We start from the raw sequence: 19,596 nt of genomic DNA, 5'->3' as shown, positions 1-19,596 counted from the left end.
AGTCCCGTCGGCGTTCCGAAAGGAAGAACGTGGAATCCAACGTTGAAGACAACACCACTCCCGCACCCGAGGAAGCCGCCGCGCCGACGCGTCGCCGTGCTTCTCGTCGCGTGAGCGCCGCCGCTGGGGCTGCCGCTCCCGAGGCCGCTCCGGCTGCTGAGGCGCCTGCTGCAGCAGCGCCGGCTGCTGAGGCGCCTGCTGCAGCAGCGCCTGCTGCTGAGGCTCCGGCCCCTGACGCAGCGGAAGCACCCGCCGCCGCTGCGCCGAAGAAGCGCGCGACGCGCAGCCGGAAGAAGGTCGATGCGCCCGCCGATGCGACGGCGCAGGATCCGGCAGCCGAGTCGGATGCCACGGCAACGACTGCATCCTCGAGCACCGAGGCGGGCGACGCATCGAGCGCGCCGGATGAGCAGCCAGCTGCTGCTCCGAAGAAGCGCGCGACGCGCAGCCGCAAGAAGGCTGAAGCGCCCGCCGAGCCTGCGACCGCTGCATCCGCAGACGCGAATGCCTCCGTCGATGCCGCCGCTGCCGCGACTGACGCGGCTCCGGCGCAGTCGACCGATACGGCAGCCGAAGCTCCGGCTCAGGAGGCTCCTGCCAAGCGCACGCGCAGCCGCCGGGCCTCGTCAGCGACGGCCGCGGCCCAGACCGCTGCAGCAGAGACGGGCACGGGGGAGACCGGCACGCCGGAATCGCTCGAGGGCGCCGCGTCGAACGCCGATGCCGCTCAGAGCAACGGCCAGCAGGCCGATGCCTCGGAGCAGTCGGATCGCGGTGAGAAGTCGGATCGCGGCGAGCAGTCGGATCGCGCTTCGGATCGCGGCGAGAAGTCGGAGAACTCCGATGGTGAGCGCTCGGGTCGCAACCGCCGCGGCCGCGGTCGAGGCCAGAAGAACGAGAACGCGGAGTCGAACGAGCAGACCGATGCTGCCGCCTCCTCCGACGACGAGGGCAAGCAGCGCGGTTCCGGCCAGAGCGGCAACGGGCCGCAGAACGGCCAGAAGAACGGCGACGCGAAGAACGGCGACAACTCGAGCCGGTCGAGCCGCACCCGGCAGCGCGACCGCAAGCGTCGCGGTCAGGGCGACGACCTCGAGCCGGAGATCACCGAAGACGACGTGCTGCTGCCGATCGCGGGCATTCTCGACGTGCTCGACAACTACGCGTTCGTGCGCACGAGCGGTTACCTCCCCGGCACGAGCGATGTCTACGTGTCGCTCGGGCAGGTCAAGAAGTACGGCCTGCGACGCGGCGACGCGGTTGTCGGAGCGATCCGTCAACCCCGTGACAACGACAGCGCGAGCCGTCAGAAGTACAACGCGATCGTGAAGATCGATACCGTCAATGGTCGACCGGTCGATGAGCAGCCGGAGGAGCGCGTCGACATCGCCGACCTCACGGCCATCTACCCCGAAGAGCGGCTGCGCTTCGAGACGACGCAGCAGGGCGTGCTCGGTCGTGCCATCGACCTCGTGGCACCGACCGGCCTGGGTCAGCGCGCAGCGCTCGTGCTTCCCGCGCACTCCGACGGCACTGCGGTGCTCGGCGAGCTCGCCGAGGCGATCAGCACGAACCGACCCGATGCGCACCTCGTGCTGCTGCTCGCGAATGCGCAGCCGGAGGAGATCACCCGGCTGCAGCGATCGGTGCGCGGTGAGGTCGTCGCCGCGAGCTTCGACCGCGGCGCCGAGGATCAGGCGATCATCGCCGAACTCGCGATCGATCGCGCGAAGCGACTCGTCGAGCTCGGCCACGACGTCGTCGTACTCGTCGACTCGTTGAACCGATTCGCGCGTGCCTACGCTCAGGCCCAGCACGCGCAGAGCCGCCCGGCCCTGGACGAGATCGACGAGCTCGCGCTCGCCCAGATCAAGCGTCTGCTCGCCTCGGCTCGCAACGTGGAGAACGGCGGCTCGCTCACCGTGCTCGCGACGGTGCACTCGAAGACCGGTCTCGCAGCCGACAAGCTGCTGCTGCGCGAGGTGCGCGCAGTCGTCAACAGCGAGGTGCGATTCGCGAAGTCGGCCGCCGGCCTTCCTCCGGTCGTCAAGCTCGCCGCGTCGCGTACGCGCAACCCCGAGTCGGTACTCGGTGCTGATGAGACGGCGGCGCTGGCAACGCTTCGTGCGGATCTCGGTTCCGACGGCGCGGAGGACCGACTCCGCGAGCGCCTGAGCGCGACGGCGTCGAACGCCGCGCTTCTCGCAGAGGTGCAGCGTTCGGGCGGTCTGGCCTAGTACGCACGAGCCCGCCCCGGTGATCCGGGGCGGGCTCAGTCGTCGCCGGATGCGGCGCTAGATTGGGGGCGGCGACACCATCGCAGCCGCGAGACGTTAGGAAGATACATGTTCGAACAGGTCGAAGGGCTGATCGCGGAGCACGCGCGGCTGCAGGAAGAACTCGCGGATCCCGCACTGCACGCCGACGCGTCCCGTGCGAAGAAGGTCAATCGGCGATACGCCGAGCTCAGCAAGATCAAATCGGCTCACGAGCACTGGCAGCAGGTGGGCGACGACCTCGAGGCGGCGCGCGAGCTCGCGAAAGAAGATGAGGCGTTCGCCGAGGAGGTCCCGGAGCTCGAGGCCAGCCTGGCGGAGGCTCAGGAGCGCGTGCGGCGCCTGCTCATTCCGCGCGACCCCGACGACGCCAGAGACGTCATCCTCGAGATCAAGGGCGGTGAGGGCGGCGCCGAGTCGGCCCTCTTCGGCGCCGACCTGCTGCGCATGTACATGCACTACGCGGAGTCCAAGGGCTGGAAGACGGAGATGATCGAGGCCGACGAGAGCGACCTCGGCGGGTACAAGAACGTGCAGATCGCCATCAAGGCGAACGCGGCGGATCCATCGCAGGGCGCCTGGGCGCACCTCAAGTACGAGGGAGGCGTGCACCGCGTGCAGCGCGTTCCCGTGACCGAATCGCAGGGACGCATCCATACGTCGACGACCGGTGTGCTCGTGTACCCCGAAGTGGACGAGCCGGAGGAGGTCGGGATCAACCAGAACGATCTCAAGATCGACGTGTACCGGTCGTCGGGCCCCGGCGGTCAGTCGGTGAACACGACCGATTCGGCCGTGCGCATCACGCACCTCCCGACGGGCATCGTGGTGGCGATGCAGAACGAGAAGAGCCAGTTGCAGAACCGCGAGGCCGCGATGCGCGTGCTGCGAGCGCGACTGCTCGCGCGTCAGCAGGAGGAGGCCGCGGCAGAGGCCAGCGCGCACCGGTCGAGCCAGATCCGCACGATGGATCGGTCGGAGCGCATCCGCACGTACAACTTCCCCGAGAACCGCATCGCCGACCATCGCACCGGATACAAGGCCTACAACCTCGACCACGTGATGAACGGCGCGCTCGACGCCGTTATCGAGTCGTGCATCCGTGCCGATGAGGAGGCGCGCCTGGCCGACCTCGGACAGGCCTAGGCGCGCCAGGCCCTGGCCGTGGCCCAGGGCCAGGTGCTAGTCCTGGTTCTGGTTCTTGCCCTGGGCTTGGCCCTGCCTCTCACCGAAGCGCACCCGGGGCCACCCGCCGAGCCGCGACCCCGCAACCCGAACCGCGAACCGCGACCCTGCACCCTGGAGAAATCGCGCACCACAGGCCCGGGGAAGGGCCGGAGGCCGGTACGCTGAACCCATGTCAGATGCCGTGCTGCCGCTCGTCGGTCCCCTGGTCACTCTCCGCGCCCCCGGCCCGGCGGATCTCGAGCCGCTCGTCGCGATTCTCGACGAGCCGGAGGTCTCGCTCTGGTGGGTGGGCTACAGCCCGCAGCGCGTGCGCGCCGAGTTCATCGACGCCCCGGACGTCGCGCGCATCATCGAGGTGGAGGGGCAGACCGCGGGGGCGATGTTCGTGCTGCGCGGGGAAGATCCCGAGTATCCGACGACGGTGATGCACCTGTTCATCGGCACCGTGTTTCGCGGGCGGCGCATCGGCGAGGAGGCGCTGGCGCTCGCCATCCGCTCTGAGTTCGCGGAGGGGATCACGCGCGTGACTCTGGACCCGAACGTGAACAACCCGGGCGCGATCCGGAGCTACGAGCGCCTGGGGTTCCAGCGCGTCGGCATGCTCCGCGATTACCAGGTGCGACCCGGTGGGGCGCTCGAAGACGCGCTGCTGCTCGACCTCACGCGATCCGACTTTCCCGACGGCCCGCCGCTCCCGTCGCGCGATTGAGCTCTGCCCGCGGCGGTAGCATGGCACTATGCGCTCTGCCCGTCCGATCCTTCCCTGGGTCGTCTGGGGAACCGCGGCGCTCGCCTACGCGATAGCGATCATCAACCGCTCGTCGCTCTCCGCCCTCGGTCCGGCGGCGCAGGAACACTTCGGCATCGATGCGACGACGCTGGCCTCGTTTCCGGTGATCCAGTTGCTGGTGTACGCCGGCCTGCAGATCCCGGTGGGAGTGCTGCTCGATCGCATCGGGCCGCGCGCGATGATCCTCATCGGGGGCGTGCTGATGATCGTCGGGCAGGCGGCCATGGCGACCGTACCCGAGGTGGGGCTCGCCATCGTCGCGCGCGTGCTCGTGGGCGCCGGTGACGCCTGCACGTTCATCAGCGTCATGCGCATGCTGCCCGAATGGTTCTCGTTGCGGCAACTGCCGACCATCAGCCAGGCCACCGGCCTCATCGGCCAGTCGGGTCAGCTCGTCTCGGTCGTGCCGCTCGCCGTGCTCGTCGGAACCGCCGGTTGGATGGGCGGGTTTCTCGGCCTCGCCGCCGTCGGGTTGCTGGTCGTGATTCTCGGCGTCGTCGTGCTGCGAGATGCGCCCGGCCAGGAGACACTGCTCGAGCGGGTCACGGGGAGGCGGGGTCGCACGACCGAGAACGCGCGGTCGTTCGCCGACACGCGCACGGCCGCGATGGCCGCGGTGCAGCCGCCCGCGACTGAGATGATCCCCGTGATCTCCGAGGTTCGGGTGCGCGGATTGGGGTTCTGGAATCGCGCGCGGCGGCTGCTTCGACTGCCCGGCGTCAGGCTCGCGTACTGGGTGCACTTCGCCTCGCCGTTCGCAGCGAACGTGTTTCTGCTGCTCTGGGGAACCCCGTTCCTCGTCGGCGGCCTCGGGCTCGATGAGGCGGACGCGCGCGGTCTGCTCAGCCTCACCGTCATCTCTTCGATGGTGGCGAGCGTGGTGCTCGGCCCGTTGAGCTCTCGCTTCATCGAGCGCCGCGTCTGGTTCAATCTCGGCATCACCGTTGCGATCGCGCTCGTCTGGACATCGGTGATCGTCTGGCCGGGCACGCCGCCGCTCGGTCTCGTACTGGTGCTCCTGCTGATCCTGCCGCTCGGGGGGCCGGCTTCGATGATCGCGTTCGAGGTGGCCCGGTCGCACACGCCTCGGAGCTACGCGGGGTTCGGCACGGGGCTCGTGAACACGGGCGGGTTCACGGCGTCGCTGCTCGTGATCCTGCTCATCGGTCTGGTGCTCGACGTGCAGGGCGCCGGATCGCCCGAGAACTACTCGCTCCACGCCTTCCAGGTGGCGTTCGCCGTGCAGATCCCGTTCTGGGCGCTGGGCATCGTCATGATCATCGTGGAGCAGCGGCGCACGAAGCGCTGGATGGACGAGAACGGACGCACGCTGCGCTGATGGCGCCGCGTCCCGCTCAGATCACGTAGAAGTCGGCCATGTCCGGCTGCTCGATCGGAGCGCCTCGCCGCGGTCGCCCCTGCGCGGGGATTCCGGTGAGCGTGGTCCACGGCGGGGCCGACCGCACGACCACGGCGTTCGAGCCGATCGCGCTGTCGTGCTGGATCTCGATGTCGCCGAGCAGTTTCGCCCCGGCGCCGATGATGACCCGGTTGCCCACGGTCGGGTGCCGCTTGCCGCGGTCATGCCCGGTGCCTCCGAGGGTGACGCCGTGGTAGATGAGCACGTCGTCGCCGATGACGGCGGTCTCGCCGATGACGACTCCCATGCCGTGGTCGATGAACAGTCGGCGGCCGATCGTGGCCCCGGGGTGGATCTCGATACCGGAGCAGAATCGGGATACCTGAGAGATGGCGCGCGGCACGAACCGCATGCCGCGCCGCCACAGCGCATGCGACACGCGATGCCACCAGACGGCATGGAGGCCTGAATACACGAAGAACACCTCCGCCGCACTGCGCGCTGCTGGATCGTGCGCGCGGGCGGCGGAGATGTCTTCACGAATGCGGGAGAACACGCTCATCTCGTAGCGGGTGTCTGCGTCGTCAGATTCCTGCAGCCTCAGGCATCGAGGTCCTCGAAGAGCACCGTCGAGAAGTAGCGTTCACCGAAATCAGGGACGACGACGACGATCTTCTTGCCGGCGTTCTCGGGGCGCTTGGCGACCTCGGTGGCGGCCCAGACGGCGGAGCCGCCGGAGATGCCGGCGAGAATGCCCTCGTCCGTTGCGAGCGCGCGCGCCTTCGCGATGGAATCGGCGAGCGTGACGTCGATGACCTCGTCGTAGACCTCGCGGTCGAGGATCGGGGGAACGAAGTTCGCGCCGAGTCCCTGGATCTTGTGGGGACCAGCGTTGCCCTCGGTGAGCAGCGGTGAGTCGATCGGCTCGACGGCGATGACCTGCACGTTCGGGTTCTGCTCCTTCAGGTACCCGCCGGCGCCGGTGATGGTGCCCCCGGTGCCGATTCCCGCGATGAAGATGTCGACCGAGCCATCGGTGTCGTTCCAGACCTCCGGCCCCGTGGTGGCGCGATGGACTGCCGGGTTCGCGGGGTTCGCGAACTGCTTCGCGAGCACAGCGCCCGGCGTGTTCGACGCGATCTCCTCGGCCTTCGCGACGGCGCCCTTCATGCCGAGGGGGCCCTCGGTGAGCACGATCTCGGCGCCGTAGGCGCGCAGCATCTTGCGGCGCTCGATGCTCATGGTCTCCGGCATGGTCAGGATCACGCGGTAGCCGCGGGCCGCGCCGACGAAGGCGAGTGCGATCCCGGTGTTGCCGCTCGTGCCTTCGACGATGGTGCCGCCGGGCTGCAGATCGCCCGACTGCTCTGCGGCGTCGATGATGGCGATGCCGATGCGATCCTTCACCGAGCCGGCCGGGTTGTAGAACTCGAGCTTCGCGAACACCTCGGCGCCCGCATTCTCAGTAACGCGGTTCAGTCGGACGAGGGGCGTGTTGCCGAACGCCTGCGTGATGTTGTCGTAGGTCCGTGCCATGGTGCTGCATCCTCCTGGGGTCGAATCGTTGCGGGCCGCTGGGGCGGCGAGGCCTCCTCAAACTATATCGATCGGTTATCCCTCGCGTTCGCAGACGTTATGCAGCAAGTCGCAGTGTGACGCCGAGCGCCAGATGGCGTCGAACGTGCGCCGCACGACGGCTCGCGACCGATGTGGGAGGGTGGAGTCATGCTTGATGAACAGGGCGCTGCCCCGACGGCGACCGCACGGGTCGATGTGCTGCTGGACGCGATGCGGCAGCGGATGCTCGCCGGGGGAATCGAGGATCCGTCGGCCGATGCCGAGCTCATCCTCGGGCACGTGCTCGGCGAGTCGCGCGGCCGGGTGCAGGCGCTGGCCGTGATGCGGGCAGAGATCACGTCTGCTGACGCGGCAGCGGCGGTGGAACTCACGGAGGAGCGCGCTCGGCGGGTCCCGCTGCAGCACCTGACCGGCCGCGCGCCGTTCCGATCCATCGAGCTCGCGGTCGGTCCTGGAGTCTTCGTGCCGCGCCCCGAAACGGAGGTCGTCGCCCAGTTCGCGATCGATGCGCTGCAGCTGGTCCCGGATCCCGAACCGATCGCCGTCGACCTCTGCACGGGGAGCGGCGCGCTCGCCCTGGCGATGGCGCACGAAGTCCCGAGGGCCCGCATCTGGGCGGTCGAGATGAGTCGCGAGGCCTTCGCCTGGGCGGAGCGGAACGTCGCAGAGTGGGGCGACGGTCGCGTGTCGCTGGTGCAGGGGGACGTGACCGCTCTGGAGGAGATCGCCGACCTCGCGCCGCTCGCGGGGCGCGTGCACGTACTGGTGTCGAATCCTCCATACGTGCCGAGCGGCATGGTGCCCCGCGATCCGGAAGTGCGGGATCACGATCCGCAGCTCGCGCTGTACGGGGGAGAGGACGGCCTCGACATCGTTCGGAGCATCAGTCGGTCGGCGCGCGCACTCGTCGTCTCCGGGGGAACCCTCGTGATCGAGCACGCGGAGTCGCAAGGGCGCGCGATCCGGGAGCTGCTGACCGCGGACGGCTGGCGCGCAGCTGCGACCCATCCGGATCTCACCGGGCGGGACCGGGCGACGACCGCCCTGCGATGAGAGGCCGGGCGGGCGATCCCGTCGGTCCCGTGCGCGACAGGAGTAGACTGGCGAGCTATGGCCGAGTTCTTCGATTGCTCCGATAGTTCGCAACTGCTCGCCGGTACGCGCACCGCACGGCAGGCGATCGGCCGGGGTGAACTCGTCGTCGTTCCGACCGACACGGTCTACGGCGTCGCCGCCGATGCCTTCAACCCCGATGCGGTGCAGCGCCTGCTCGACGCGAAGGGTCGCGACCGGCAGTCTCCGCCCCCGGTGCTGATTCCGAACACGGATACGCTCGCGGCCCTCGCCGCTGAGGTCGTCGCCCCCGTTCGCGCCCTGGCCGATGCGTTCTGGCCGGGCGCGCTCACGATCATCACGCAAGCCAACCCGCTCCTCAGCTGGGATCTCGGCGAGACCGGGGGCACCGTCGCGCTCCGCATCCCGCATCAGCCGCTCGCGCTCGAGTTGCTCCGTGAAACCGGGCCCCTCGCCGTCTCCTCGGCCAATCTGACCGGTCGGCCGGCGGCGCGCACGGCGGCCGAAGCGCAGGAGATGCTCGGGGACTCCGTTTCGGTCTACCTCGACGCTGGCCCGGCGGCCGGCGACGGCGTCGCGTCGACGATCGTCGATGCCACGCGCCTGACCGAGGACGGCGGCGAGATCCGCATCCTGCGCGAAGGCGGCGTCTCCCGCGATCTGATCGCGGAACTGCTGCCGCAGGTCGTGTTCGGGGAGTAGCGTGCTTGCCTACGTGACGGTCGTCGCGGTCGCGGCTCTCGTCACTGCGGTCGCCTCCTGGGGAGTGCTTCGGCTGAGCCGCCGCTTCCACTGGACGCCGGAAGTGCGCGCCCGCGATGTGCACACCGCCCCGACGCCACGACTCGGCGGGGTCGCGATGTTCCTCGGGATCGTCGCAGCCTTCGCGGTCGCGAGCACCCAGCACGAGTTCGCGTCCCTCTTCGCCCAGCGCAACCAGATGTGGGCCCTGCTCGGTGCCTGCGGCATCATCGCCGTGGTCGGCGTGCTCGACGACCTGCTGGACCTCGACTGGATGATCAAGCTCGCCGCGCAGCTCGTCGCGTCCGGCATTCTCGCGTGGAGCGGCATCCAGATCGTCTCCCTGCCGTTCGGGGACACGCTGATCATCGGCTCCCCGGTGGTGAACTTCCTCCTCACCGTGTTCTTGATGACGCTGGTGATGAACGCCGTCAACTTCGTCGACGGCCTCGACGGCCTGGTCGCTGGTGTCGCGATCATCGCGAACTCGCTGTTCTTCATCTACACGCGTCTGCTCAACGACCAGATCGGGCGCGTCGACTCGGTCATCCTCGCGAGCCTCATCGCCATCGTCATCGTCGGCATCTGCGTCGGATTCCTGCCGTTCAACTGGCACCGCGCGCGGATGTTCATGGGGGACACGGGAGCGCTGCTCGTCGGGCTGCTGATGGCGACGTCGACCGTGTCGGTGACCGGGCAACTGAATCCGGCCTCCCTCGATCAGAAGCTCGTGCTCGCGAGCTACATCCCGATCATCCTTCCGATCGCCGTGCTGGCCCTGCCGCTCGCCGACTTCTCGCTCGCGGTCGCACGACGGCTGCGCGCGGGGAAGAGCCCGTTCACCGCGGACCGACTCCATCTGCACCATCGCCTGCTGGACATGGGCCACTCGCCGCTCCAAGCGGTCTGCATCTTCTACGCCGGCACGGCAGTGCTCTCGGTCGCGGTGCTGCTCGTCTTCACGACTCAGAGCTTCGTACTGCCTGCGGTCGTGCTGGGCATCGGGGGAGCGGCGACGTTCGCGCTCCTGATGTACCCGGCCCGACGCGTCCGTGCAGCTGCGGCACGGAAGGGCTTGGTACCGTTGACGCGACGGCCCACCCGAGCCGACGCCGCCGGCGTCGATCCGCTCGCCGAGCAGGCGCCGCCGAAAGGATCCCAGAGTGAGTGATCTCGCGCAGCCGAACGAGACCGACCCTCGGCCGATGCCGTCCTCCCAGCCCGTGCTGCTGCGCGCGCTGCGGTGGGGCCTGGTCGTCACCGCGGCCCTGATCGTGATCTTCGCGGTGATCGGGTACCTCGCGTCCGGTCAGCCGGGCCTCTGGGGCGGCGTCATCGGAACCGCGCTGGGCGGCCTCTTCCTGATGATGACAGTGGGCAGCATCGCGTTCGCGAATCGGTTCATCGAGCGCGACTTCTACATCACGGCCTTCTTCGGCATCGTGCTCGGAAGCTGGGTCTTCAAGTTCATCGTCTTCATCGTCGCCGTCGTCCTGCTGCGCGACGCCGAATGGCTCGATACGCGGGTCATGTTCTTCGGCGTGATCGCGAGCGTCATCGCCTCTCTGGTGCTCGACGTCGTGGTCATCTCGCGCTCGCGCATCCCGATCATCTCGGATATCCGGCGATCCTGAACCTGTGATCACACCGTTCCGAGTTTCTTCTGGAGCGGAAAGGTTGATACACTCAAGTATGTTCCCTGCTGGGCTGGTTGCGCTGTGCCACCGCCGCCCCGGGGGCACGACCACCGTTCGACACCGTGCTGGCTGATGCCGCACCGAAGTCAGGAGAATGGCGCTGTTCGCTAACGCTATGCACCTCGTGGCCCCCGTACTTTTCGCGGCCGAAGAGGGTGAATTCCACGCGCCGACGATGGCCGAGTTCTTCCCCGACATCGTGCTCTTCGAAGGTACGCCGTTCGCGATGAACCGGATCATGCTGATCCGTGTCCTCATGATGGTCGTACTGCTGCTCCTCTTCTGGCTCGGCACTCGCCGGATGCGTGTCATCCCGACGCGCGGGCAGTCCCTTGCAGAGATGGCGCTCGATTTCGTGCGCGTCAACATCGCTGAGGACCTGCTCGGAAAGAAAGACGGACGCCGCTTCCTTCCCATCCTCACCGCCATCTTCTTCACCGTTCTGGCGTTCAACATCACGGGCATCGTCCCAGGATTGAACATCGCGGCCAGCTCGGTCATCGGCTTCCCGCTGACGCTCGCGGTGGTCTCGTACGTGACCTTCATCTACGCGGGCATCAAGAAGAGCCCGGGCAACTTCTTCAAGAACGCGCTCTTCCCGTCAGGCGTGCCGAAGGCCATCTACATCATCGTGACGCCGATCGAGTTCGTCTCGACGTTCATCATCCGTCCGGTCACGCTCACGCTCCGACTGCTGATGAACATGCTCGTAGGCCACCTGCTCCTGGTCCTGCTCTTCGCAGCGACGCAGTTCTTCCTCTTCTCGGGCGAGGGCTTCTTCAAGCTCTTCGGCGTCGGCACGTTCGCATTCGGCGCGGCGTTCACGCTCTTCGAGATCCTCGTGGCCGTTCTGCAGGCCTACGTCTTCGCACTTCTCACCGCCGTCTACATCCAGCTCGCGCTGGCTGAAGAGCACTAACCAATCGGGTTCGGCAACCGCCGCACTCACATACGGAAGGAAACACATACCGTGTCTGTTCTCGCTGAAATCTCGGGCAACATCGCAACCGTCGGTTACGGCCTCGCTGCCATCGGACCCGCCATTGGCGTGGGTATCGTCGTCGGCAAGACCATCGAGGGTGTCGCCCGCCAGCCCGAGCTCGCCGGCCGCCTCCAGGTCCTCATGTGGATCGGTATCGCGTTCACCGAGGCGCTCGCGTTCATCGCGATCGCGACGCCGTTCATCTTCGCTGCGTAAGCCGCTTTCACCTTTCCCTAGTCTCGAAAGGGAGGCTCGATGAATAACGCAGTCTTCGTTGCAGCGGAGGAGGGCGCGAACCTCAATCCGCTCTTCCCCGCAACGTACGACATCGTGTGGTCTGCGGTCGTCTTCGCCATCATCCTCGTCGCATTCTGGAAGGTCTTCCTTCCCAAGATGCAGACGATGCTCGATGCTCGCGCAGAGGCGATCGAAGGCAACATCGCCAAAGCCGACGAGGCTCAGGCGAAGGCCGAGGCCGCACTCCAGGAATACACCGCCCAGCTCGCGAGCGCTCGGCAGGAGGCCGGCGAGATCCGCGAGTCGGCTCGTCTCGACGCGAACAAGATCGTCGCAAAGGCGAAGGAGGATGCGGTGACCGAGCAGGCACGCATCACCCACGCCGCGCAGGCGCAGATCGAGGCCGAGCGCCAGAGCGCGGTCGTCTCGCTCCGCAAGGACGTGGGCTCGCTCGCCATCGACCTCGCTTCGAGCGTGGTCGGCGAGACGCTCACCGACGACCAGAAGGCTTCGGCGCTCGTCGATCGCTTCCTGGCCGACCTCGAAGCATCCGAGAAGGCGGCTCAGTAATGGGAAGCGCGTCACGCGAAGCACTGGCCCAGGCGCGAACCGCGCTCAGGTCCGGTCTCGACACGAACGCCGGCGGTGAGCTGCTGCAAGCGGCGAGCCGGGTTGCTGAGAGCCCCGCGCTCGCAGCGGCGCTCGGCGATGCTTCGGCTCCGGCCGAGGCGAAGTCGCAGCTGGTCGAGCGACTCTTCAGCGGTCTCTCCGCTGGCGCGCGCTCAGTACTCACCGCTGCCGTTCAGGCCCGGTGGTCGAATGTCGCCGAGTTCGTCTCGGGCGTCGAAGAGCTCGGCATTCGTGCGGAAGGCGCCGTGAACGCGGCGCTCTCCGATGAGCTCCTCGCTGCGGTCGATGTGATCGATCGCAACCACGAACTGCAACTCAGCCTCGGCAGCAAGCTGGCAGACCCTGCCGGCAAGCTCGCCCTCGTGCAGCGCCTCTTCCAGGGGAAGACATCGGCTTCGGCCCTGACCGTCCTCTCGCATCTCGTCGCAAGCCCGCGCGGTCGGCGTCTCGACGCCACGCTGCGTCAGGCAGCACGCCTCGCGGCGGATGAGGCCGGCAGCGAGCTCGCAACGGTCACCGTTGCGACGCCGCTCACGGCGGAGCAGCAGCAGCGTCTGGCACGCGCACTCGAGCAGTCGGCGGGGCGCCCCGTGCGCATCACGACCGTGGTCGACCCGACTCTGGTCGGTGGAATCCGGGTGCAGATCGCCGATGACGTGATCGACGGAAGCGTTCGCGCGCGGCTCGCCGATCTCCGACAGCAGCTCGCTGCATAGCGACAACTTTTCACCCCCGGGGGCTGCGCTTCCGGAACAGACAGAGGAAACGAAATGGCAGAACTCTCAATCAGCCCGGATGAGATCCGTAACGCGCTGAAGGACTTCGCAGCGTCGTACGAGCCCACCGAGGCTGGCAAGACCGAGGTCGGCACGGTCGTCGACGCCGCTGACGGCATCGCGCACGTCGAGGGACTCCCGGGCGTGATGGCGAACGAACTGATTCGCTTCGCGGACGGCACCCTGGGTCTCGCGCAGAACCTGGAAGAGAACGAAATCGGTGTGGTGGTGCTCGGTGAGTTCACCGGCATCGAAGAGGGCCAGCAGGTCACCCGCACCGGCGAGGTGCTCTCCGTTCCCGTTGGCGAGGGCTACCTCGGCCGCGTGGTCGACCCGCTCGGCAAGCCCATCGACGGACTCGGCGAGATCACCGGAATCGAAGGCCGTCGCGCCCTCGAGCTCCAGGCTCCCGGCGTCATGCAGCGCAAGTCGGTGCACGAGCCTCTGCAGACCGGCATCAAGGCGATCGACGCCATGATCCCCGTCGGCCGTGGCCAGCGCCAGCTCATCATCGGCGACCGTCAGACCGGCAAGACCGCCCTCGCGATCGACACGATCATCAACCAGAAGGCGAACTGGGAATCGGGCGACATCTCGAAGCAGGTGCGTTGCATCTACGTCGCGATCGGTCAGAAGGGCTCGACCATCGCTTCGGTGAAGGGCGCGCTCGAAGACGCCGGAGCGATGGAGTACACGACCATCGTGGCATCCCCGGCTTCGGATCCCGCTGGCTACAAGTACCTCGCCCCCTACACCGGCTCGGCCATCGGCCAGCACTGGATGTACGCGAGCAAGCACGTCCTCATCATCTTCGACGATCTGTCGAAGCAGGCTGAGGCCTACCGCGCGGTATCGCTGCTGCTGCGTCGTCCGCCGGGGCGCGAGGCATACCCGGGTGACGTCTTCTACCTCCACTCCCGTCTGCTGGAGCGGTGCGCGAAGCTCTCCGACGAGCTGGGCGCTGGTTCGATGACCGGTCTTCCGATCATCGAGACGAAGGCCAACGACGTCTCGGCCTACATCCCGACCAACGTGATCTCGATCACCGACGGCCAGATCTTCCTGCAGTCCGACCTGTTCAACTCGAACCAGCGGCCCGCGGTCGACGTCGGCATCTCGGTGTCGCGCGTGGGCGGCGACGCTCAGGTGAAGTCGATCAAGAAGGTCTCGGGTACGTTGAAGCTCGAGCTCGCTCAGTACCGTGCGCTCGAGGCGTTCGCGATGTTCGCGTCGGATCTCGATCCGACCAGCCGCAGGCAGCTCGCCCGCGGTGCTCGCCTCACCGAGCTCCTCAAGCAGCCCCAGTACACCCCGTACCCGGTCGAAGAGCAGACCGTGTCGATCTGGGCGGGTACCAAGGGCTTCATGGATGACGTTCCGGTGGAGGACATCCTCCGCTTCGAGCGCGAGTTCCTCGACTACCTCGGACGCAACTCCGAGGTGCTGGGCACGCTCCGCACGACGAACGTCCTCGCCGACGAAACCGTCGCCGAGCTCGAAAGCCAGATCGGCAAGTTCACGAGCGAGTTCCGCACGTCGAGCGGTCAGAGCCTGGCCGAGCAGTTCGACGCGATCGACGAAGCCGAGATCCAGCAGGAGCAGCTGGTCGTCAACAAGAAGTAGGGATCAGTGGGCGGGGGCGATCGTCCCCGCCCACCCCGAACCTTGATCACCAGCCAGCCCCAACCACTACAGGAGAGACATGGGAGCGCAACTTCGGGTCTACCGGCAGAAAATTCGTTCTGCCCAGACGACCAAGAAGATCACCCGTGCGATGGAGCTGATCGCGGCATCTCGCATCCAGAAGGCGAAGGCGCGCGTCGAAGCTTCGACGCCGTACACGACCGCGATCACACGCGCGGTTTCTGCCGTCGCCACGCACTCGAATTCCGACCATCCGCTGCTCACCGAGGCTGAGAAGGTCGAGCGCGCAGCGGTCGTCATCTTCACTTCGGACCGCGGCCTCGCAGGCGCCTTCAACTCGCAGGTGCTGCGCGAAGCCGAGGAGCTGAGCGAGCTGCTCCGCAGCGAGGGCAAGGACGTCGTGTACTACCTGATCGGCCGCAAGGCCCAGGGGTACTTCTCGTTCCGCCGCCGCGCCTCCGAGCGCGTGTGGACGGGCGACACCGAGAACCCGACGTTCGAGACCGGCAGCGAAGTCGCTGAAGCGCTGCTCGAGATCTTCGGGCGCCCCGCTGCTGAAGGCGGAGCGCAAGAGATCCACCTCGTCTACAACCGCCTCATCAGCATGGTCAGCCAGGTGCCGCAGGTGCACCGCCTGCTGCCCCTGCAGATCGTCGAGGGCGTAGCCGAGGCAACCGATGCACCGGAAGCCTTGTACGAGTTCGAGCCGGATGCAGACACCGTGCTCGACCGCCTGCTTCCCGCCTACATCGAGTCGCGCGTGTACAACGCGATGCTCGAATCGGCCGCAGCGAAGCATGCTGCGACGCAGAAGGCGATGAAGTCCGCAAGTGATAACGCCGACACGCTGATCCGGGATTACACCCGCCTCGCGAACAACGCGCGCCAGGCGGAGATCACCCAGCAGATTTCCGAGATCGTGGGCGGCGCTGACGCGCTGTCCGGTTAAAACAGCACGAAGAGAGAGAATCATGACCGAAACCGCCGCAGTGGCGACTGAGGCCACCAAGGTTGTCGGGCGGATCGCTCGAGTCACCGGGCCCGTCGTCGACATCGAGTTCCCCCACGATGCGATTCCCGCCGTTTACAACGCTCTCGAGACGAGCGTCGACTTCGGTGACGGCACCGCGTCCTCGAAGCTCGTTCTCGAGGTCGCACAGCACCTCGGAGACAACCTCGTCCGCGCCATCGCTCTGAAGCCCACCGACGGTCTCGTCCGTGGCCAGGAAGTGTTCGACACGGCAGGCCCCATCAGCGTGCCCGTCGGCGACATCACCAAGGGCAAGGTGTTCGACGTCTCGGGCAACGTGCTCAACCTCCCCGAGGGTGAGACCATCGAGATCACCGAGCGCTGGGGCATCCACCGCACCCCGCCGGCGTTCGACCAGCTCGAGTCGAAGACCGAGCTCTTCGAGACCGGCATCAAGTCGATCGACCTCCTCACGCCCTACGTGCAGGGTGGAAAGATCGGCCTGTTCGGCGGCGCGGGTGTCGGCAAGACCGTCCTCATCCAGGAGATGATTCAGCGCGTCGCGCAGGATCACGGCGGTGTGTCGGTGTTCGCCGGCGTCGGCGAGCGCACCCGTGAGGGCAACGACCTCATCCACGAGATGGAAGAAGCGGGCGTCTTCGACAAGACCGCGCTCGTGTTCGGCCAGATGGACGAGCCGCCGGGAACGCGTCTTCGCGTCGCCCTCTCGGCGCTGACCATGGCGGAGTACTTCCGCGATGTGCAGAAGCAGGACGTGCTGCTCTTCATCGACAACATCTTCCGCTTCACCCAGGCCGGTTCCGAGGTCTCGACGCTGCTCGGCCGTATGCCCTCCGCTGTGGGCTACCAGCCGAACCTCGCAGACGAGATGGGTGTGCTCCAGGAGCGCATCACCTCGACGCGCGGTCACTCGATCACCTCGCTGCAGGCGATCTACGTCCCCGCCGACGATTACACCGACCCGGCTCCGGCGACGACCTTCGCGCACCTCGACGCGACGACCGAGCTGTCGCGCGAGATCGCATCGAAGGGTCTCTACCCGGCGATCGATCCGCTGACGTCGACCTCGCGCATCCTCGACCCCCGCTACTTGGGCGAGGATCACTACCGCGTCGCCACCACGGTCAAGGCCATCCTGCAGAAGAACAAGGAACTCCAGGAGATCATCGCGATCCTGGGCGTCGACGAGCTCTCCGAGGAAGACAAGATCACCGTGTCGCGCGCACGTCGCATCCAGCAGTTCCTCTCGCAGAACACCTACATGGCGAAGAAGTTCACCGGTGTCGAGGGCTCGACGGTTCCGCTCAAGGAGACCATCGAGTCGTTCGATGCCATCGCCAAGGGCGAGTTCGACCACGTTGCAGAGCAGGCGTTCTTCAACGTCGGCGGCATCAACGATGTCGAGGAGAACTGGGCGAAGATGCAGAAGGATCTGGCCTAAACGATGGCGCTGAACGTGAGCGTCGTCTCGGCCGAGCGTCAGGTCTGGGCGGGTGAAGCCTCCCAGGTCATCGCGAAGACGGTCGAGGGCGAGATCGGTATCCTCAGCGGCCACGAGCCACTGCTCGCGCTTCTGGCGAAGGGCGAGGTGCGCGTGACCACCGCTGGCGGCGAGAAAGTCGCGGTCGAGGCGGAGGGCGGGTTCCTCTCGGTCGACCACGACACCATCACCATTGTCGCGGGACGCGCCACCGTAGCGTAGTCCCCAACACCAGCGAACGGCCGGTCATGCCCTCCACGGGGCATTGATCGGCCGTTCGTTCGTGCAGCGCACGAAAGGTACGCATGTTCCTCCTGCTTCCGCCGTCCGAGACGAAGCGGCCCGGCGGCGCCGGCGCGTTCGACCCGGCACGGCTCCGATTCGCTGACGAGCTCGCCGAGTTCCGACGACGCGTGCGCGAAGCGCTCGAATCGCTGAGCAGCGACGAGGCGGCGGCAGCGAAAGCGCTGAAGCTCGGGGTGAAGAACCGCTCCGAGCTCGCGCACAACCGCCGACTGGGTGAGAGCGGCGTGCTGCCGGCGATCGAGCGGTACACGGGCGTGCTGTACGACGCCCTCGGTGTCGCGACGCTCGATGCGGCGTCCCGGAAGTGGCTCGACGATCACGTCGCTGTGCAGTCCGCGCTCTTCGGCTTGATCGGTGCGGGGGATGAGATCCCCGCGTACAGACTCTCCGCGAGCTCGCGTCTGCCGGAGCTCGCCATGCCGCTGAAACGCCTGTGGAGCGGCGCACACGCTGCCATCTCGTGGGATGACGCCCCCGGCCTGGTGCTCGATCTCCGCTCACAGGATTACGCAGCTCTCGCCCCGCTCCCGGACGGTATCGGATGGTTCGTGCATGTGGCGCAGCGCAGCGCGGACGGCGAGGTACGCGCACTGAACCACTTCAACAAGGCGGCGAAAGGCGATCTGGTGCGGCGCCTCGCGAGCGACCAGGCCGCCGTTTCAGACATGGACGCGCTCCTCAGCTGGGGCTCTTCGGCAGGGCTCGAGCTGCACGCCGACCTCGACGAGCGGACCCTCACGCTCGTCACGCAGCTCGGTGCTCCGGGCATGACCGCATCGCGGCAAGCGGATGCAGGGTAATATGGCTCGGGTGTCTATGAGAGGGAAGCTGTGACGGCTCGCGGAGAGAACGGAGTTCGGCGACGGCTGAACTATCGTGCCGGAGGCGATCTCGAGCTCGAACTCTCGTGGTTCGCGATGACGGACGTCGGGCGCCGTCGAGAGAACAATCAGGACAGCTACGTGACGGCCCCGCCGGTGTTCGCGATCGCGGACGGGATGGGCGGTCACTCCGCCGGCGAGATCGCCTCGGCAGCGGTCGTTCGACGTCTCGCCGAACTCGGCGGCAAAGACCTGGTGAGCGAGCAGGACATCGACGAGACGCTCGGCGACGCCGTCGACGACATCGAGCTCGACGCCGGCGACACGGAGCTCGGAGCAGGCACAACGGTGACCGGAGTCGTGCTCGGCACGGATCCTGAGCCGACGTGGAAGGTCTTCAACATCGGCGACTCCCGCGTCTACCAGTACTTCAAGGGTGCGCTGAGCCAGATCACCGTGGATCACTCGGTCGTGCAGCACCTCATCGATACCGGCGCGATCACCGAGGAAGAGGCGGAGGTGCACCCGCACGCCAACGTCATCACGCGCGCCGTCGGGTTCAACGAGGCGCCCATTCCCGACTACACGTCGCTGGCGCTCATCGCGGGTCAGCGGCTGCTCATCTGCTCCGATGGCTTAACCAAGGAGCTGACCGATGTCGGCATCCAGCACTTCCTCGCGACGGAGGTCACTGCGGAGGCTGCCGCCCGCTCGCTCGTGCGGCACGCGCTCGAGAACGCGGGCCGCGACAATGTGACCGTCGTCGTCATCGATGTGCACGCGGTCGGAGATGTCGTCGACACCGGAAGCATCGAGGGATCCGGCATCGATCTCTCGGACCACACGGAGAGCGTGTGCTCCGAGGGCGACCGGAGCCGCGCTGCGGCGGCAGTGACATCGGCTCCGGTGCACACGCCGAGCCGGGATGGCCAGGACGAGGAGGACTGCGACGACGTCGAGCCAGTGATCCTCCCCGATGCGCCGAGCACGCCCCGCCCGGAAGAACGCTGAGCGCTGCGGCCCAG

20 protein-coding genes are annotated in these 19,596 nt (G+C 67.3%); 18 read left to right on the top strand and 2 right to left on the bottom strand.

The window, feature by feature from the left end; all coding sequences use genetic code 11:
- Positions 1 to 29 precede the first annotated feature (29 nt).
- The 4 genes from JSQ98_RS05395 (at position 30) to JSQ98_RS05380 (ending at position 5,593) form a co-directional block, all read left to right on the top strand.
- The gene (locus JSQ98_RS05395) at positions 30 to 2,237 is read left to right on the top strand and encodes a hypothetical protein (protein WP_211648684.1); all 2,208 of its coding nucleotides are present in this window, start codon (positions 30 to 32) and stop codon (positions 2,235 to 2,237) included.
- A 108-nt stretch (positions 2,238 to 2,345) separates the two neighbouring features.
- Positions 2,346 to 3,422: a peptide chain release factor 1 gene (prfA, locus tag JSQ98_RS05390; protein ID WP_211648682.1), complete on the top strand. Its 1,077-nt coding sequence runs from the start codon at positions 2,346 to 2,348 to the stop codon at positions 3,420 to 3,422.
- Between the two features lie 211 nt (positions 3,423 to 3,633).
- Entirely contained in the window at positions 3,634 to 4,173 is a 540-nt protein-coding gene (locus JSQ98_RS05385) for a GNAT family N-acetyltransferase (protein ID WP_211648680.1), read from the top strand.
- A gap of 28 nt (positions 4,174 to 4,201) precedes the next feature.
- On the top strand, positions 4,202 to 5,593 hold the full coding sequence (locus tag JSQ98_RS05380) for an MFS transporter (RefSeq protein ID WP_211648679.1): 1,392 nt from the start codon (positions 4,202 to 4,204) through the stop codon (positions 5,591 to 5,593).
- A 16-nt stretch (positions 5,594 to 5,609) separates the two neighbouring features.
- Here JSQ98_RS05380 and cysE read toward each other — a convergent pair whose 3' ends face one another.
- Together cysE and cysK are read right to left on the bottom strand one after the other, a co-directional pair.
- Positions 5,610 to 6,176 carry a serine O-acetyltransferase gene (gene cysE / locus JSQ98_RS05375; RefSeq protein ID WP_090150415.1) on the bottom strand — a complete coding sequence of 189 codons (567 nt, stop codon included), beginning with the start codon at positions 6,174 to 6,176 and terminating at the stop codon, positions 5,610 to 5,612.
- A 38-nt stretch (positions 6,177 to 6,214) separates the two neighbouring features.
- Positions 6,215 to 7,150 carry a cysteine synthase A gene (gene cysK, locus JSQ98_RS05370; protein WP_090150411.1) on the bottom strand — a complete coding sequence of 312 codons (936 nt, stop codon included), beginning with the start codon at positions 7,148 to 7,150 and terminating at the stop codon, positions 6,215 to 6,217.
- A 189-nt stretch (positions 7,151 to 7,339) separates the two neighbouring features.
- On the opposite strand from cysK, the gene prmC reads away from it, so the two are divergent.
- The 14 genes from prmC (at position 7,340) to JSQ98_RS05300 (ending at position 19,582) form a co-directional block, all read left to right on the top strand.
- Complete coding sequence (gene prmC, locus JSQ98_RS05365; protein WP_211648678.1) at positions 7,340 to 8,245, top strand: peptide chain release factor N(5)-glutamine methyltransferase; 906 nt, start codon at positions 7,340 to 7,342, stop codon at positions 8,243 to 8,245.
- Positions 8,246 to 8,302: 57 nt separating this feature from the next.
- The gene (locus JSQ98_RS05360) at positions 8,303 to 8,968 is read left to right on the top strand and encodes an L-threonylcarbamoyladenylate synthase (protein WP_211648677.1); all 666 of its coding nucleotides are present in this window, start codon (positions 8,303 to 8,305) and stop codon (positions 8,966 to 8,968) included.
- A gap of 1 nt (position 8,969) precedes the next feature.
- A complete protein-coding gene (locus JSQ98_RS05355; protein ID WP_090150403.1) occupies positions 8,970 to 10,178 on the top strand; it encodes an MraY family glycosyltransferase in 1,209 nt (402 codons plus the stop codon).
- Positions 10,171 to 10,641 carry a Cg1360 family ATP-synthase-associated protein gene (locus JSQ98_RS05350; RefSeq protein WP_211648676.1) on the top strand — a complete coding sequence of 157 codons (471 nt, stop codon included), beginning with the start codon at positions 10,171 to 10,173 and terminating at the stop codon, positions 10,639 to 10,641. The genes JSQ98_RS05355 and JSQ98_RS05350 overlap by 8 nt, the downstream gene beginning before the upstream one ends.
- Positions 10,642 to 10,819: 178 nt before the next feature.
- On the top strand, positions 10,820 to 11,623 hold the full coding sequence (gene atpB, locus JSQ98_RS05345; protein WP_211648675.1) for a F0F1 ATP synthase subunit A: 804 nt from the start codon (positions 10,820 to 10,822) through the stop codon (positions 11,621 to 11,623).
- A 51-nt stretch (positions 11,624 to 11,674) separates the two neighbouring features.
- Positions 11,675 to 11,902 carry an ATP synthase F0 subunit C gene (atpE, locus tag JSQ98_RS05340; RefSeq protein ID WP_010157574.1) on the top strand — a complete coding sequence of 76 codons (228 nt, stop codon included), beginning with the start codon at positions 11,675 to 11,677 and terminating at the stop codon, positions 11,900 to 11,902.
- Between the two features lie 39 nt (positions 11,903 to 11,941).
- Entirely contained in the window at positions 11,942 to 12,493 is a 552-nt protein-coding gene (locus JSQ98_RS05335; protein WP_090150394.1) for a F0F1 ATP synthase subunit B, read from the top strand.
- Complete coding sequence (locus JSQ98_RS05330; RefSeq protein WP_211648674.1) at positions 12,493 to 13,269, top strand: F0F1 ATP synthase subunit delta; 777 nt, start codon at positions 12,493 to 12,495, stop codon at positions 13,267 to 13,269. Before JSQ98_RS05335 ends, JSQ98_RS05330 begins: the two co-directional genes overlap by 1 nt.
- A 54-nt stretch (positions 13,270 to 13,323) precedes the next feature.
- A complete protein-coding gene (gene atpA, locus JSQ98_RS05325; RefSeq protein WP_090150388.1) occupies positions 13,324 to 14,952 on the top strand; it encodes a F0F1 ATP synthase subunit alpha in 1,629 nt (542 codons plus the stop codon).
- A gap of 79 nt (positions 14,953 to 15,031) precedes the next feature.
- The gene (locus JSQ98_RS05320) at positions 15,032 to 15,922 is read left to right on the top strand and encodes a F0F1 ATP synthase subunit gamma (protein WP_090150385.1); all 891 of its coding nucleotides are present in this window, start codon (positions 15,032 to 15,034) and stop codon (positions 15,920 to 15,922) included.
- Positions 15,923 to 15,944: 22 nt separating this feature from the next.
- Entirely contained in the window at positions 15,945 to 17,405 is a 1,461-nt protein-coding gene (atpD, locus tag JSQ98_RS05315; RefSeq protein WP_090150382.1) for a F0F1 ATP synthase subunit beta, read from the top strand.
- 3 nt (positions 17,406 to 17,408) lie between these two features.
- Positions 17,409 to 17,666, top strand: coding sequence for a F0F1 ATP synthase subunit epsilon (locus JSQ98_RS05310; RefSeq protein ID WP_090150378.1), 258 nt, complete (start codon positions 17,409 to 17,411; stop codon positions 17,664 to 17,666).
- Positions 17,667 to 17,749: 83 nt separating this feature from the next.
- A complete protein-coding gene (locus JSQ98_RS05305) occupies positions 17,750 to 18,550 on the top strand; it encodes a YaaA family protein (RefSeq protein WP_211648672.1) in 801 nt (266 codons plus the stop codon).
- A gap of 30 nt (positions 18,551 to 18,580) precedes the next feature.
- Positions 18,581 to 19,582, top strand: coding sequence for a protein phosphatase 2C domain-containing protein (locus tag JSQ98_RS05300; RefSeq protein WP_090150372.1), 1,002 nt, complete (start codon positions 18,581 to 18,583; stop codon positions 19,580 to 19,582).
- Positions 19,583 to 19,596 lie beyond the last annotated feature (14 nt).

Origin of the sequence: Leucobacter manosquensis, assembly GCF_018304845.1 — a bacterium.
GTDB classification, from domain to species: domain Bacteria; phylum Actinomycetota; class Actinomycetes; order Actinomycetales; family Microbacteriaceae; genus Leucobacter; species Leucobacter alluvii.
Note: the sequence above shows the minus strand (reverse complement) of the source record. Positions and strands in the feature narration are given on the sequence as shown.

Coding starts and splice junctions, on each gene's coding strand:
- prfA (WP_211648682.1), top strand. CDS start 2,346: ATGTTCGAACAGGTCGAAGGGCTGATCGCGGAGCACGCGCGGCTGCAG.
- JSQ98_RS05385 (WP_211648680.1), top strand. CDS start 3,634: ATGTCAGATGCCGTGCTGCCGCTCGTCGGTCCCCTGGTCACTCTCCGC.
- JSQ98_RS05380 (WP_211648679.1), top strand. CDS start 4,202: ATGCGCTCTGCCCGTCCGATCCTTCCCTGGGTCGTCTGGGGAACCGCG.
- cysE (WP_090150415.1), bottom strand. CDS start 6,176: ATGAGCGTGTTCTCCCGCATTCGTGAAGACATCTCCGCCGCCCGCGCG.
- cysK (WP_090150411.1), bottom strand. CDS start 7,150: ATGGCACGGACCTACGACAACATCACGCAGGCGTTCGGCAACACGCCC.
- prmC (WP_211648678.1), top strand. CDS start 7,340: ATGCTTGATGAACAGGGCGCTGCCCCGACGGCGACCGCACGGGTCGAT.
- JSQ98_RS05360 (WP_211648677.1), top strand. CDS start 8,303: ATGGCCGAGTTCTTCGATTGCTCCGATAGTTCGCAACTGCTCGCCGGT.
- atpB (WP_211648675.1), top strand. CDS start 10,820: ATGCACCTCGTGGCCCCCGTACTTTTCGCGGCCGAAGAGGGTGAATTC.
- JSQ98_RS05335 (WP_090150394.1), top strand. CDS start 11,942: ATGAATAACGCAGTCTTCGTTGCAGCGGAGGAGGGCGCGAACCTCAAT.
- JSQ98_RS05330 (WP_211648674.1), top strand. CDS start 12,493: ATGGGAAGCGCGTCACGCGAAGCACTGGCCCAGGCGCGAACCGCGCTC.
- atpA (WP_090150388.1), top strand. CDS start 13,324: ATGGCAGAACTCTCAATCAGCCCGGATGAGATCCGTAACGCGCTGAAG.
- JSQ98_RS05320 (WP_090150385.1), top strand. CDS start 15,032: ATGGGAGCGCAACTTCGGGTCTACCGGCAGAAAATTCGTTCTGCCCAG.
- atpD (WP_090150382.1), top strand. CDS start 15,945: ATGACCGAAACCGCCGCAGTGGCGACTGAGGCCACCAAGGTTGTCGGG.
- JSQ98_RS05310 (WP_090150378.1), top strand. CDS start 17,409: ATGGCGCTGAACGTGAGCGTCGTCTCGGCCGAGCGTCAGGTCTGGGCG.
- JSQ98_RS05305 (WP_211648672.1), top strand. CDS start 17,750: ATGTTCCTCCTGCTTCCGCCGTCCGAGACGAAGCGGCCCGGCGGCGCC.